Below are 13,236 nucleotides of genomic sequence, written 5' to 3' on the forward strand. Positions count from 1 at the left end.
CCGGTGTTGCAGACGACACCTGTCGATGTATGCTCGCGTCGGAAAAACCTTGTCAGGCAAGGTTTTCATCGACTCAAGGAGGCGTCATGAGCACACCCGAACCCGGCAGCCCGGCACTGCTCAACCCGGAAGAGGGCATCACCCAGCCCGTCAGCACGGTGAAGGTGGGCATCGGCTACCAGATCGCCCTGTTCCTCGGGCAGTTCGGCCTCTTCGTCGCGCTCATGGCCCCCGTCTACGTGAGCATGCAGCTCAAGGCGCAGGCCCTGGTCGGCGACGACGCCGCGAACGTCATCGGGTCGGTGCTGCCGATCGGCGCGTTCGGTGCGCTCATCATGAACCCCTTGGCGGGCGCCCTGTCCGACCGCACCCGCACGCGCTGGGGCCGTCGTCGCCCCTGGCTGCTCAGCGGTGTCGTCGTCTTCGCGATCGCCCTCGCCTGGATCGCCTACTCGCCGGACGTCCTCAACCTGACGCTGGCCTGGCTGCTCGCCCAGCTCGCCGCGAACGCCACCCTCGCCACCCTGCTCGCGAGCTTCGCCGACAACGTGCCGCAGCTGCAGCGTGGTCGGTCCTCGAGCATCATCGCGCTGGCGCAGAACATCGCCGTGCTCGCCGGCACGTACCTGTCGGTCTTCTTCGTGGCGAACCTGCCCGTGCTGTTCATCGCGCCGGGCATCCTGGCGATCATCCTGGTGGCCGTGTACGCCGTGGTGGCCCGGGACGACCTGCCGACCTACACGCTCAAGAAGTTCACGTTCCTGAACCTCGTCGCGTCGTTCTGGACGAACCCGGTCAAGAACCCGGACTTCGCGTTCGCCTGGTGGTCGCGCTTCCTCATCATCCTGGCGACGTTCATGTTCACGACGTACCGCCTGCTCTACATGCAGGAGCACATCGGCATCGAGAAGCCGAAGGACGCCACGGCCGCCGTCGCCTTCGGTGTCCTGCTCTACACGATCGCGCTGCTGATCAGCGCGGCGCTGTCCGGCTGGGCCTCGGACAAGCTCGGTCGCCGCAAGGTGTTCGTCGGTGGGTCGACGGCCATGTTCGCGGTGGGGCTCGTCGCGCTCGCACACGCCGACACGGTCACCGGCTTCTACGTCGCCGAGATCATCATGGGCTTCGCCTACGGCATCTACTCGGCCATCGACACGGCGCTCGTCGTCGACGTGCTGCCGAACGCCGACCGGCCCGGCAAGGACCTCGGTGTCATCAACATCGCGAACGCGTTGCCGCAGTCGCTCGCTCCGGCGATCGCCCTGTTCTTCCTGAAGGTCGGGTCCGACGGAGCAGCCGACAACTACGAGCTCATGTGCTGGGCCGCCGGTGCGATCGCCCTCATCGGCGCACTCGTCGTGATCCCCATCAAGCGGGTGCGGTAGCGCCCGTCGCAACGCGACCAGAAGACGGACGGGAGGCCCGTGGCGACGCCGCCACGGGCCTCCCGTCCGTCTGCCTGGTTGCGTCAGCGGCCCCCGATAGCGTGATCCCCATGCTCGCCGCCGCCCCAGCCCCGTTCGACACCCCCGCCGGCCGCATCATCGGGACGGTCGACGGGGACGTGGTGCGGGTGCTCGGGATCCCGTACGCGCAGGCCGAACGGTTCGCCCCACCGCAGCCGATGCCACCGTTCGAGGGCGAGCTGCACGCGTCCACTCCGTCGCCGGTCGCGCCGCAGCCGCACGAGGAGTTCGTCGACCTGCTGCTCAACCCGATCCAGGGCATCGAGGTCGACGAGCACTGCCAGCGACTCTCCATCACGCTGCCCGCCGACGTCCGTCCGGGCGAGCAGCTGCCGGTGATGGTCTGGATCCACGGCGGTTCGTACGTCATCGGCGGTGGTGACCTGCCGATCTACGACGCCCGCGACCTGGTGACCGAGCAGCGCGTGATCGTGGTGTCGGTCACGTTCCGGCTCGGCGTGCTCGGGTTCCTCGGTGACGGCGACACGATCCCGGCGAACCTCGGGCTGCTCGACCTGGTCGAGTCGCTGCGCTGGGTGCGCGCGAACATCGCGGTGTTCGGCGGCGACCCCGACCTGGTCACCGTCTTCGGGCAGTCGGCCGGCGGGGACGCGGCCGCGCACCTGATGATCAGCGCCGGCGCCGAGAGGCTGTTCCGCCGCGCGATCATCCAGAGCGCACCGCTCGGGCTGTCCCGTCGTCGTGCGCGGATGAACCGGTCGATGGTCCGGGCGGTGGGCAGCGTGCACGCCGACACCCCGCTCGACGACCTGCTCGACCGCCAGGCGCTCGGCACCCGGGCCGCAGCACCCTACGGTCTGGCCGCCGGCATGCCCTTCGGCACCCAGTACGGGTTCGCTCCGCTGCCCGCCGAGCGCGACCTGGACGCCGCGTGGAGCCGCGTCGCACCCGACGTCGACGTGCTGATCGGGTCCGGCTCGGACGAGGCCGGCATGTACGTGCCGCTCGTGCCCGGGCTGCGCCGGGTGACCCGCTCGCGCGTGCTGCGGTCGGCCCTGCGGTGGTGGGTCGTGCGCCCGCTGTCCGACGTCATCTACGGGCGCGATGCCCGACGGTTCACCGAGCGGCACCGACGTGCGGGTGGCCGCGCGACCTCGTACCGACTGCACCGCGGGGTGACGAGCGCCCCGACCGGAGCCGTGCACATGAGCGACCTGCCGCTGCTGCTCGGCGGGCGCGAGGCCTGGGCCGGCACCCGCTTCGTCCCCGAGCGCGACTGGCCCGAGGTCGAGCGCCGCGGCCGGGCCTTCCGGGCGATCTGGGCCGACTTCGCCCGCACCGGCGAGGTCCGTGCGCCCGACGACGAGACCCTGACCTTCGACCGCGGCTGACCCGCGGGCACGGCCCGTGGCGGCGGCGACTCGCGCCTCCCGGCCCGCGGGGTGGTCGCGACACACCGCACGGGCTGCGTCGCGTGGTCACGTTCTGTCGTTTGTGGGCGGCGGGGCCGTCGGTCCGTGACCGCCCGGCGTGCGGACCGCGGGGGGTCGTGACCGGTCGGCGGGCTGGTTGAGCGTCCGCAGCGCTCCGGTCGACGGCCTGGAGGCCCGGCGCGGCTGGTCGACGTCGGTGCACCCACCTGGCATGGTCGGCCCATGGAGTACACGGACTACGACACCCGGCTCGCCGCCTACGGCGTGATCACGGACGGTGACCGCGTGCTCCTGGCGAAGCTGCGCCAGCCCGACGCGGGCACGTGGACGTTGCCGGGCGGCGGGGTCGAGTTCGACGAGACCGTCGAGCAGGCCGTCGTGCGCGAGATCCGCGAGGAGACAGGGTACGAGGCCCAGGCCGGTGCCCTGCTCGGGGTCCGGCACCACATCGTCCCCGCGGAGCGCCGCATCCACGCCAACGGCCGGCCGATGAAGGCCGTGCAGGTCGTGTTCCGGGCGACCATCACCGGGGGAGCCCTGCGTCACGAGCTCGACGGCTCGACCGACGAGTCGCGGTGGATCCCCGTCGCCGAGCTCCCGCACCACCGCCACGGCCTGCTCGTGCCGATCGCCCTCGGCTGGGCGGGTGCCCTGTCCCGCTGACGGCTGGCGTCATCCCACGCGCAGCACCGCGAACTGCGGTGGGACCGCGGTGGGTTCCGGGCGCTGGACACCCCACCCGAGGTTGCGGAGCGACTGCGCGGTCTCTGCCGGGAACTGCCGAGCGGTTGCCTCGGCTTCTGCGCGGCGCCAACGACTGCGGAACCCCTGCACAGCGTCCCGCCACGTCGGCAGAGCGTCCACGCCGCACTCGACGATGACGAACTCGACCACGTCGGCGAGGCTCGGCCGGAAGTGCGGGCCGCCGAGCGGGAAGTGCAACGAGGACAACCGTGCCGCATCCCGTCGGCCCGAGCCGTGATCGCGCGCTCGGGCGAGCAGCGAACTGAACGCTCCGCGCTCGGCGTGCAAGTGCCAGTGCGACCGGGGCGTGGCCGTCAACGCCTCCTGGAACTCGAAGCGGACGAGTGGTTGCCGTTCGTCCGCGAGCAGAACGGCGTACCTGCTCTCGCTGACCACGAGAGCATCGAGGTGATCAACCCATCTGAACCGCATCCACGGGGCCAGGTCCGCGGTGTGCACATCGCCCACGGTCAAACGGACCGGGGTACCCCTTCCAGTCGCGGCGACTGACTGCATGATGAAGGTTCCGCTGCGCTCGTCGAGGGCGTAGTCGATCGACGCACCGTGCTCGGGCAGGGCGCCGTCCAGGAGCGCTTGCGCGATCGTCGCCTGGTGCCGCGCCGCCGACGCGGCCTGCTCGTTCATCGCTCACCCAGCAGGGCGGAGATGCTGTCGAGCCAGTTCTGCGCGAGGTACTCGTCCGTGAACAGGTCCCGCCACTGCTCGGTCGGGGCGAACTCCCGATCGTCGAGGTTCCACTCCGCGCGGACCCGCGCCCGCTCCGCCAGGAGTTCCTCGCGGGTCCACTGCCGTCCCAGCACCTTCGTCATGGCCGTCCTCTCGTCGGTGAGAGGACGGTAGGACGATCAGCAGCGCCGACGCGAGCTTTCGGAATGCAACATGTTCACTCCTCGATGACGCTGAGGACGTTGCCCGACGGGTCGGTGAACCAGGCGATGAGCGGCCCGCCCTGCCGGTTCACACCCCGGTCGTCGGTCATCCCCTCGTACTGCAGGAACACGACACCCTTCGCGGTGAGCTCGTCGACCGCGGCGTCGATGTCCGGCACCGGGAAGTTGAGCACCGTGAAGGCCGCCGGTTCGTGACCCGGACCCTTCGGGTAGACGAGCACCTGGTGTCCACCGCCGAGCTGCAGGAAGAGCATGCCGTGGTCCTCGGTGACCTCGATCCCCAGGACGTCCTCGTAGAACGCCTTCGCCTCGGGCACGTCGCGCACCGAGTACCCGCTGAACGCCGTCGTCGCATCGACCATGCGGCAAGTGAACCACCGCGGTCCGGCGTCGGTGCGCTCTGCGAGGATGAAGCCGTGAGCGACTCCGGCACGACCGTCGACCAAGCCGTCGAGCGCGCGGTCGAGCTGGCCGCAGGCAGCGACCGCACCGTGCTCGGGATCGCCGGAGCACCGGGTGCCGGCAAGTCCACGCTCGCCCGCCGCATCGTCACCGCCGTCGACGAACGCCTGGGTGCGGGCACGGCGGTGCAGGTCCCGATGGACGGCTTCCACCTGTCGAACGCGGCGCTCGACGCCCTCGGCCGGCACGACCGCAAGGGTGCGGCGGACACCTTCGACGCAGACGGCTACGTCGCACTCGTCCGCCGGCTCGTCGCCGCCGACGAGGACGTGGTGTGGGCACCGGACTTCGACCGCCGCGTGGACGAACCCGTCGCGGGCAGCATCGCGGTACCCCGCACCACCCGGCTCGTGGTGTCCGAGGGCAACTACCTGCTCGACGACACCGCTCCGTGGTCGGCGCTGCCCGCGCTCTTCACCGAGACCTGGTTCTGCGCCGTCGACGACGGGGTGCGGCTCGACCGCCTGGTCGGACGGCACATGCGGCACGGCCGCGACCACGACGCCGCGCGCGCCTGGGCGGTCCAGGTGGACGGCGTGAACGCCGCGAGGGTCGCACCCACGGTGATCCGGGCCTCCAGGACGGTGTGGACGTGACCACCGACCGACGCGACCCCACCGCCGACCACCGCCACACGACGACGAACCGACACCGACACGAGGAGCGACCATGACCATCGCCATCACCGGAGCCACCGGCAACATCGGGGGCGCCGTGAGCGCGGCGCTCGCCGCGGACGGCGTGCCGTTCCGGATGCTCGTGCGCGACGCCGCGCGTGCGCCGGAGCTGCCCGGCACCGAGGTCGCGGTCGCGACCTTCGCCGACGTCGACGCGAGCCGGACGGCGCTCCAGGGCGTCGACGTGCTGCTCATGGTGTCCGCCGCCGAGGCCCAGGACCGCCTCGACCAGCACCGGGCGTTCGTCACCGCGGCGGCCGACGCCGGCGTGCGGCACGTCGTCTACACGTCGTTCCTCGGCGCGGCTCCCGACGCGACCTTCACGCTCGGACGCGACCACTGGGCGACGGAGCAGGCGATCCGCGAGAGCGGGATGGCGTTCACGTTCCTGCGGGACAGCTTCTACCTGGACTTCGTCGAGGACCTGGTCGGCGAGGACGGCGTGATCCGCGGTCCGGCCGGCGACGGCGCCATGGCCGCGGTCGCCCGGGCCGACGTGGCCCGCGTCGCGACCGCGGTGCTGCACGACCCGGACGCGCACCGCGACCAGACGTACGAGCTGACCGGCCCCGAGGCGATCACCCTGGCCCAGGCGGCCGCGATCGTGTCCGAAGTCCGCGGCCGCACGGTCAGCTACCACCCCGAGACCCTCGACGAGGCGTACGCATCACGTGCGCAGTGGAACCCGGAGCCGTGGCAGGCCGACGCCTGGGTGAGCACCTACACGGCCATCGCCGAGGGTGCGCTCGCCCACGTGTCCGGCGACGTCGAACGCATCACGGGACGCACGCCGATGTCCCTGCGCGAGGTGCTCGCCGCCCGCTGACGCGTGGTGGCCGCGGTGGCCGTGGTGCACTCCGGGTCCGACGGACGGGCCGGGCAGCCCGCAGTGCCACACGGTCCAGGTGATGCCGTTCGCCCGGCGCGGCTGCATCGGCAGGCGTGCGTGGCGGGTGCCGTGGGACAGTGCTCGGCAGCCGCCGGCCAGCGCGGCACGCAGGACCGGGTCGGTGCGGGGCGCGTGGGCCTCGACGACGAGCACCCGCAGGCCGTCGGCGATCCTGCGACGGATCTGGTGCGTCGTGAAGACGGGCACGGTGCCCGAGAACCCGCCGTCCGTCAGCACCGGCAGCCCGGTCGCGTCGATCACGGGCGCGGAGATGTGCCACGTGTCCGTCAGGAACAGCGGTTCGTCGTGCCGGTACCCCTCCAGGCGTCGCGCGGTCGCGACGAGCCGACTGAGGGCACGCGGGTACGGGGTCGATCCGCCCCACGGGTCCGGGCTCGACACGTGGAACACGTCCGGGGTGCCGGCCGGGATCGGCCAGCGCGCGGGCCACGGCCCGACGGATGCGTCGACGCCGCTGCCGTCGCGTGTTGCGTCGAGCGCCTGCAGTGAGAACGCGGCCGGTCCGGCGACCAGGGCGAGGCCGGCTGCGAGCGCGATGGTCGTCCGGGAGGCCCGGTGCCAGCCCGGCCCGCGGGTCGCCTCCCAGCGGGGTCGCCAGCACAGCGCCACCACGCTGGCGACGACGGCAACCGTCGCGACGGTGATCGCGGGCCCGGCGAGCACGCGTGGCATCGCGGTGCCCTGGGCGAGGAACACCACCCAGCCGAGCTGCGCCACGGCGAGGACGACGGGGAGCGCCCGGAGTACCCGGGACTGCGCCCGGACCAGGCCGACCGCACCGCGCCACCCGAGGGCCGCGAGCAGGGCGAGCTGGACGCCGATCGCCGCGACGTAGGCGGTGTGCGGCACCGCGGCCACCGACAGCACGAGCGCCGCGGTACCGAGCCAGACGACCAGGACGGCCAGGGTGGCGGCTCCGGCACGGGTGTCGAACGCGTGCCCGAAAGAGGTGCCGGCGGTGTCGTGGGCTGTGCGTGTCGACGCTCGCGTGATCCTCCGCGCTCGCCGTCGGACCAGCACCACGGCCGCGACCACCACGCCGAACACCGCCGCGGGCAGGAGCCAGGCCACCTGCGACGCCAGGTGCGGTTCGAGCAGCTTGCCGAACCCGGCCGCACCACCGCGCCAGGTGTGCGGGCCGAACGGCACCGTGAACGACCGGACGGACCCGGGCACCGCGCCGGGCAGGAACCGGTCGATGCCGTTGTACCCGAACACCATCGCGAGCGGACTGTCGGTCGTCGAGCCGTCCGCCCACGGCCGCGAACCCGACGGCGTGAGCGCCAGCGCGGTCACCCACGACACCGATGCCAGGACCGCGACGACCCCGAGCACTCCGGCTCGGATGACCCGGGTGCCGAAGCGGAAGGGACGGCCGTCGTGCCGGGCCGCGGCCAGCAGCGTGCCGAGCAGCAGCGCCGGCAGGACGAACCAGGCCTGCACCATCTTCGCCTGGAACCCGACGCCGACCGCCAGGCCCGCGGTGACGAGCGGCCACCACCGCCCGGTCAGTGCCGCGTGCTGCCAGCACAGCAGGGCGACCGCCAGCGCGGCGGTGACCATGCCGTCCTCCATCGGGTGCGCGAACATCGACACGAAGATCGGCGTCGACCCGGCTGCCGCGGCGGCGACGAGGCCCGTCCCGACACCGGCCCAGCGGAGTCCGACCAGGGAGCAGGCCCACAGCGTGACGAGCCCCTCGATGACCTGCGGGAACGCGAGCGCTGCGGTGGAGTGCCCGAACAACCGGAGGCTCAGCGCCTGCGGCACCGCGAAGCCGCTGAGCTTGTCGAGCGTCACCGTCGCCGAGGGGTCGAACGCGCCGGAGAAGAGCGCCGGCCACGACTCGGACATCGACCGCGCCGACGCCTGGTAGAAGCCGAAGTCCCCACCGCGGCCCAGGTTCCAGGCGAGCAGGACGGTCATGCCGCCCGCGATCACGAGCAGGGTGAGCCGTGCCGCGAGCGGCTGGTCCCGCCACCGGGCGGGTCGTCGGATGTCCACTCTCCGGACCTTGGCCGTCCGGGATGACGATGGGCCGGGACCGTGCCGCCAGCTGGCCGCGAAGCCGGTCCGCGCGCTGAGGGGTCGTGCGGGTGCGGCCCCCGTCGGTCAGCGCCTCGGGGGTCGAGTCGGAGCGGGGTCTCAGCCGGCGCTCGGGTTCGGGGTCAGGACGCCGGGCGGCGGGCGGGCAGGACGGCGGGCGGTTCCGCGCTCAGGAGACCCGTCGCGCGGCGAACGTCCCGACGACACCCAGGGTCAGCACCGCGACGAGCACGACGAGGAGCGGTGCGGTCCAGGTACCCGTCGCACCGTGCAGCGCCCCGGCGAGCAGCGGCCCCGCGGACCCGATCAGGTAGCCGCCGCCCTGCACGAACGCGGACATCCGGCGGGCATCGGCGTCGCTGGAGACGATCCGCACGATGACGATGAAGATCACGGTGATGCCGCCGCCCTGGGCCGCGCCGCCGAGCACCGACCACAGTAGCCAGAGCTGCGGGGCGAACAGCAGCCCGAGCGGCATCGCCAGCCACAGGGTGCCGACCAGGGCGATGATCGCCGCCGGCCGCCACCGGGTCGCGAGCAGCGGGACCCCGAGCGCCCCGACGACGGCCAGGATCTGGAACACCGACGAGCTCGCGCCCGACGACGCCTTCGAGAAGCCGATCTCGTCGTGCAGCAGGGTCGGGATCCACGCGGTGAGGGCGTAGTACGAGAACGCCTGGCCGCCGAACGCCAGCGTCAGGCCCCAGGTGATGAGCCGTCGTGCCGGCCGGATCGGTTCGGCGGCGGCGACCCGTGCGGCCTCGGCGGCGCGCGCGGTGCGGATCGCTCCGGTGTCGAGCACCTGGTCGATCGGACCGGTGATCGGCAGTGGTCCGTCGTGGTCGGACGGCACCGGGCGTCGCCAGGCGGCCCGAGCACCGACCGCGTAGGTCCAGGCAGCGGCGGCGATGAGCGCGAAGACCGCCCAGATCGCGATGGCGACCGGCCAGCCCCACAGGGCCGCCAGGGGAGCGGTGCCGAGCGACGTGATCATCGACCCGACGTTGAGCGCCGACGTGTAGACGCCGGTGACCAGGCCGACGCGCTCCGGCGAGGTGTCCCGCCGGATGACCACCGGGATCACCACGTTGCCGATCGTGATGCCGATGCCGATGACCGCGGTGCCGATCAGCAGCGCCGCCGACGAGGGCATCGAGCGCACGACGGTGCCGGCGAGCACGATGACGAGCGACAGGGACACCGCGCGCTCGGGGTCGGCCTTCGCGATGACCCAGCTGGCGAACGGCGTCGCGAGGGCGAAGCAGAGCACCGGGATCGTCGTCAGCAGCCCGGCGATCGTCGCGGTCAGGCCGAGGTCGGCGCGGACGTCCCCGATGACCGGGGCGGTCGCGACGATCGGGCCGCGGAAGTTCAGGGCGATCAGGACGATGGCCGCCGGCAGCAACCAGGCGGCGCCGCGGAGGCTCCGCCGGACGACGTCGTCGTTCATGCGGACGGCGTCGCGGACGGCAGCAGGATCGGCAGCAGGTCGAGCGGGGTGGCGGCGCGGGCGATGGTGCCCTCGGCCTCGTCGGGGGAGCCGTAACCCCACTCGGCGAAGACGACCGGGACGCCGTGCACGGTCGCGCCCTCGACGTCGTGCTTCCGGTCGCCGATCAGCACCGGGCGGCTGGTGTCGAAGCCGTGGGCCTCGAGTCGGCGCAGTGCTTCTTCGACGACGTCGGCCTTGCTCGACCGGACCTCGTCGTCGCTCGCGCCCGTGATGATGTCGATGTCCCCGGTGAGCCCGTAGTGCTCGAGGATGTAGGTCGCCGGGGTCTCCGGCTTGCTCGTCGCCGTCGAGATCGGCAGCCCTGCCTGGTGCAGGGTGCGCAGGACGACGTCGATGTCCGGGAACATCGCCGAGTCGAGCGCCCCGTGCGAGAAGTAGTGCTCGCGGTAGACGGCCAGCGTGCGGTCGGCCAGTTCGTCGTCCATGCCCATCGCGATCCGGAACGTGTCCATGATCGGCGGGCCCACGAACGACATCAGGGTGTCGCGGTCCGGCACCGGGACGCCGACGGTGCGGAAGGTGTGCGTCAGGCTCTCGAGGATGCCCGGCGCGGAGTCGCTGATGGTGCCGTCGAGGTCGAACAGGATGGCGGAGAACGGGCTGGTCATGTCCTGCCCACCCTAGCCGGGCGGTGGCGGCGACCATCCGGGTTCCGTCGGCAGCGGGGCGGGGGTGCGCCGTGCCTCCAGGCCGGACGGGCCGACGCGGCTCAGAACAGGCGGGTGTGCCCGCCCTCGATGCCGCGCATCGCGTCGTAGTCGAGCACGAGGACGCGGATGCCGCGGTCCTCGGCCAGGGTTCGTGCCTGCGGCGCCACCGTCTGCGCCGCCAGCACGCCCTGCACCGGACGCAGGTGCGGATCGCGGTTCATGAGCTCGAGGTAGCGGGTGAGCTGCTCCACCGCGTCGATGTTGGCGTTGCGCTTCATCTCGACGGCGACGCTCGCCCCGGCGTCGTCGCGCGCCAGGATGTCGACGGGCCCGATGGCCGTCATGTACTCGCGGCGGACCAGGGTGTGGCCGTCACCGAGCAGCTCGATCTGCTCGGCCAGGAGCTGCTGCAGGTGCGCCTCGACCCCGTCCTTCACCAGGCCCGGGTCGACGCCCAGGTCGTGGGTCTCGTCGGACACGACCTCGTACAGGGAGACGATGAGCTTGTCCTGCGTCTTCTTCTGCGTCACCGTCCACACCTGGGTGATGCCGGCGACCGACTGCTCCTCGTCCGGCTCGGTGATCTCGATCGAGCAGGGCGGGCTCATCCAGTTCAGCGGCTTGTAGCTGCCGCCGTCGGAGTGCACGAGCAGGGAGCCGTCCGCCTTGAGCATGAGCAGGCGGGTCGCGAGCGGCAGGTGGGCTGAGAGCCGGCCCGCGTAGTCGACGGAGCACCGGGCGATGACGAGACGCACCCCGGAAGCCTAACCGGCGCGATGTCGTCGCCCGGACCGGGCGCGCTGGCTGTGCAGCACGCACGGATTCACATGCCGGTAACGACGTTCTGCACATGTACCGCAATCCGATGCCGTCCTACCGTGGCTGACACCCCGATCGGCCCACGCCGACACCCCTCCCCGAGGAGCCACGATGGCCAGCGAGACCGCAGTGTCAGCACCACGAACCCCCCGTTCCGAGTCGGTCGCCGTCGACGACTACTCGCTCAGCCGGGTCCCGATGTCCGCACGCTACGGCTGGTTCCAGGTCGCCGTGCAGCGCTTCGGGCAGATCTCGGCCCTGTCCCAGTTCCTGCTCGGTGCGACGCTCGGCTTCGGCATGAGCTTCTGGGACGCCTTCTGGGCGATCACCCTCGGCGCCGTGATCCTGGAGATCGTCTCGGTCCTCGTCGGCGTCATCGGCGTGAAGGAGGGCCTGAACACCTCGGTCATCGCCCGCTGGACCGGGTTCGGCAAGGCCGGCTCGGCGCTGGTCGGGCTGGCGATCGGGCTGAGCCTGATCGGCTGGTTCGGCATCCAGTCGGGCGTCTCGGCTGCCGGGCTCGTCTCGATCCTGCCGATCCTGCCCGCCTGGGCGTGGTCGCTCGTGTTCGGGCTGCTCGTCACCGCCATCGTGCTGCGCGGGTTCCACTCGATGCAGTGGCTGGCGAACGTGACCGTGCCGCTGTTCCTGGTGCTCGTCGGCTGGGCGGTCATCGTCGAGCTGAGCCGGCACTCGATCGCCGAGCTCGCCGCGCGTGCCCCGGCCGGTCCGGAGCTGAGCTTCGTGGCCGGCACCACCCTGGTGGCCGGCGGGTTCATCGTCGGCGCGGTGATCACGCCGGACATGACCCGCTTCAACCGGTCGGTCGGCGACGTCGTGAAGCAGACGCTGCTCGGTGTGACCCTCGGCGAGTACGTCATCGGCCTGGCCGGTGTCCTGCTCGCCCACGCCGTCGGCTCCGCGGACATCACCCGCGTGATCACGTCGAGCGTCGGCTGGGTCGGCATCCTCGTGATCCTGCTCGGCACGTTCAAGATCAACGACTGGAACATCTACAGCTCGAGCCTCGGCGTCACGAACTTCATCGACGCGGTGTTCGGCAAGCAGGTGAACCGCGGGCTCGTGACGCTCGTGATGGGCGTCGTCGGTTCGGTGCTCGCCGCGGTCGGGTTCCTCGGGGCCCTGACACCGTTCCTGTCCGTGCTCGGGGTCGTCTTCCCGCCGATCGCCGGGATCATGGTGGCGGAGTACTTCGTCGTGAAGCGCTGGCGCCGTGAGCTGAGCGACGCCGAGAACATCCCGGCGACCTCGCCCACCTGGGTGCCGGCCACCCTGGTCATCTGGGCGGTCGCCTCGCTCATCGGGTACTTCGTCGCCGTCGGCATCCCGTCGATCAACTCCGTGGTCATCGCCTTCGTGCTCTACGTGGTCGCCGGCAAGGCCGGGCTGATCCGCGGCGTCGGTGTCAGTCGGACCGAGTCCACGCCGGCCGCCACCGAGGCCCCGGTCGCCGAAGCACCGGCCACCCCCGCCGCCTGACACGGGCGCTCCCCGAACGGCCGGTCGCGTCGCCGAACCCCTGATCCGCGCGACGGCGCGGCCGGTCCCCACCAACCAGCAGCACCCCCCCCGCGAAGACCCCGCACCCGCACCACCGCACCCGCACCCGCACCACCGAAGGGA

General features: G+C 72.0%; 12 protein-coding genes and 1 pseudogene. 6 read left to right on the forward strand and 7 right to left on the reverse strand.

Features of this window, described 5'->3' with window-relative positions; genetic code table 11:
• The first annotated feature begins 86 nt into the window (after positions 1 to 86).
• From ACL00U_RS00270 to ACL00U_RS00280, 3 genes are all read left to right on the forward strand, one after another.
• A complete protein-coding gene (locus tag ACL00U_RS00270; RefSeq protein WP_017887765.1) occupies positions 87 to 1,385 on the forward strand; it encodes an MFS transporter in 1,299 nt (432 codons plus the stop codon).
• A gap of 110 nt (positions 1,386 to 1,495) precedes the next feature.
• Positions 1,496 to 2,818 (forward strand): carboxylesterase family protein, encoded by a 1,323-nt coding sequence (locus ACL00U_RS00275; RefSeq protein ID WP_412873682.1) that lies wholly within the window; start codon positions 1,496 to 1,498, stop codon positions 2,816 to 2,818.
• Between the two features lie 264 nt (positions 2,819 to 3,082).
• Positions 3,083 to 3,523 (forward strand): NUDIX hydrolase, encoded by a 441-nt coding sequence (locus tag ACL00U_RS00280; protein ID WP_056072589.1) that lies wholly within the window; start codon positions 3,083 to 3,085, stop codon positions 3,521 to 3,523.
• Positions 3,524 to 3,532: 9 nt separating this feature from the next.
• Here ACL00U_RS00280 and ACL00U_RS00285 read toward each other — a convergent pair whose 3' ends face one another.
• From ACL00U_RS00285 to ACL00U_RS00295, 3 genes are all read right to left on the reverse strand, one after another.
• On the reverse strand, positions 3,533 to 4,249 hold the full coding sequence (locus tag ACL00U_RS00285; RefSeq protein ID WP_412873683.1) for a hypothetical protein: 717 nt from the start codon (positions 4,247 to 4,249) through the stop codon (positions 3,533 to 3,535).
• Positions 4,246 to 4,434, reverse strand: coding sequence for a hypothetical protein (locus tag ACL00U_RS00290; protein WP_412873684.1), 189 nt, complete (start codon positions 4,432 to 4,434; stop codon positions 4,246 to 4,248). Before ACL00U_RS00290 ends, ACL00U_RS00285 begins: the two co-directional genes overlap by 4 nt.
• Before the next feature lie 74 nt (positions 4,435 to 4,508).
• Positions 4,509 to 4,877 (reverse strand): VOC family protein, encoded by a 369-nt coding sequence (locus tag ACL00U_RS00295; protein ID WP_031260093.1) that lies wholly within the window; start codon positions 4,875 to 4,877, stop codon positions 4,509 to 4,511.
• 54 nt (positions 4,878 to 4,931) lie between these two features.
• Here ACL00U_RS00295 and ACL00U_RS00300 point away from each other — a divergent pair, with 54 nt between their 5' ends.
• Both ACL00U_RS00300 and ACL00U_RS00305 read left to right on the forward strand, forming a co-directional pair.
• A complete protein-coding gene (locus tag ACL00U_RS00300; RefSeq protein ID WP_140448648.1) occupies positions 4,932 to 5,573 on the forward strand; it encodes a nucleoside/nucleotide kinase family protein in 642 nt (213 codons plus the stop codon).
• 73 nt (positions 5,574 to 5,646) lie between these two features.
• On the forward strand, positions 5,647 to 6,480 hold the full coding sequence (locus ACL00U_RS00305) for an SDR family oxidoreductase (RefSeq protein WP_082046845.1): 834 nt from the start codon (positions 5,647 to 5,649) through the stop codon (positions 6,478 to 6,480).
• A 1,392-nt stretch (positions 6,481 to 7,872) separates the two neighbouring features.
• Here the strand turns inward: ACL00U_RS00305 and ACL00U_RS00310 are convergent.
• From ACL00U_RS00310 to nucS, 4 genes and pseudogenes are all read right to left on the reverse strand, one after another.
• Positions 7,873 to 8,490, reverse strand: a pseudogene (locus tag ACL00U_RS00310) (ArnT family glycosyltransferase); the annotation flags it as partial.
• Between the two features lie 289 nt (positions 8,491 to 8,779).
• Positions 8,780 to 10,060, reverse strand: a complete 1,281-nt coding sequence (locus tag ACL00U_RS00315) for a CynX/NimT family MFS transporter (protein ID WP_412873685.1) — start codon at positions 10,058 to 10,060, stop codon at positions 8,780 to 8,782.
• Positions 10,057 to 10,731, reverse strand: a complete 675-nt coding sequence (locus tag ACL00U_RS00320) for an HAD hydrolase-like protein (protein ID WP_017887755.1) — start codon at positions 10,729 to 10,731, stop codon at positions 10,057 to 10,059. Before ACL00U_RS00320 ends, ACL00U_RS00315 begins: the two co-directional genes overlap by 4 nt.
• Before the next feature lie 101 nt (positions 10,732 to 10,832).
• Positions 10,833 to 11,528, reverse strand: a complete 696-nt coding sequence (gene nucS, locus ACL00U_RS00325) for an endonuclease NucS (RefSeq protein WP_017887754.1) — start codon at positions 11,526 to 11,528, stop codon at positions 10,833 to 10,835.
• Between the two features lie 175 nt (positions 11,529 to 11,703).
• On the opposite strand from nucS, the gene ACL00U_RS00330 reads away from it, so the two are divergent.
• A complete protein-coding gene (locus ACL00U_RS00330; RefSeq protein WP_259494806.1) occupies positions 11,704 to 13,092 on the forward strand; it encodes a purine-cytosine permease family protein in 1,389 nt (462 codons plus the stop codon).
• Positions 13,093 to 13,236: the final 144 nt, after the last annotated feature.

The organism is Curtobacterium poinsettiae, from assembly GCF_047226435.1.
Taxonomy (GTDB): domain Bacteria; phylum Actinomycetota; class Actinomycetes; order Actinomycetales; family Microbacteriaceae; genus Curtobacterium; species Curtobacterium poinsettiae.

Bases quoted from the DNA above. Each gene is read 5' to 3' on its own strand.
- ACL00U_RS00270 (WP_017887765.1), top strand. From the start codon at position 87: ATGAGCACACCCGAACCCGGCAGCCCGGCACTGCTCAACCCGGAAGAG.
- ACL00U_RS00275 (WP_412873682.1), top strand. From the start codon at position 1,496: ATGCTCGCCGCCGCCCCAGCCCCGTTCGACACCCCCGCCGGCCGCATC.
- ACL00U_RS00280 (WP_056072589.1), top strand. From the start codon at position 3,083: ATGGAGTACACGGACTACGACACCCGGCTCGCCGCCTACGGCGTGATC.
- ACL00U_RS00285 (WP_412873683.1), bottom strand. From the start codon at position 4,249: ATGAACGAGCAGGCCGCGTCGGCGGCGCGGCACCAGGCGACGATCGCG.
- ACL00U_RS00290 (WP_412873684.1), bottom strand. From the start codon at position 4,434: ATGACGAAGGTGCTGGGACGGCAGTGGACCCGCGAGGAACTCCTGGCG.
- ACL00U_RS00295 (WP_031260093.1), bottom strand. From the start codon at position 4,877: ATGGTCGATGCGACGACGGCGTTCAGCGGGTACTCGGTGCGCGACGTG.
- ACL00U_RS00305 (WP_082046845.1), top strand. From the start codon at position 5,647: ATGACCATCGCCATCACCGGAGCCACCGGCAACATCGGGGGCGCCGTG.
- ACL00U_RS00315 (WP_412873685.1), bottom strand. From the start codon at position 10,060: ATGAACGACGACGTCGTCCGGCGGAGCCTCCGCGGCGCCGCCTGGTTG.
- ACL00U_RS00320 (WP_017887755.1), bottom strand. From the start codon at position 10,731: ATGACCAGCCCGTTCTCCGCCATCCTGTTCGACCTCGACGGCACCATC.
- ACL00U_RS00330 (WP_259494806.1), top strand. From the start codon at position 11,704: ATGGCCAGCGAGACCGCAGTGTCAGCACCACGAACCCCCCGTTCCGAG.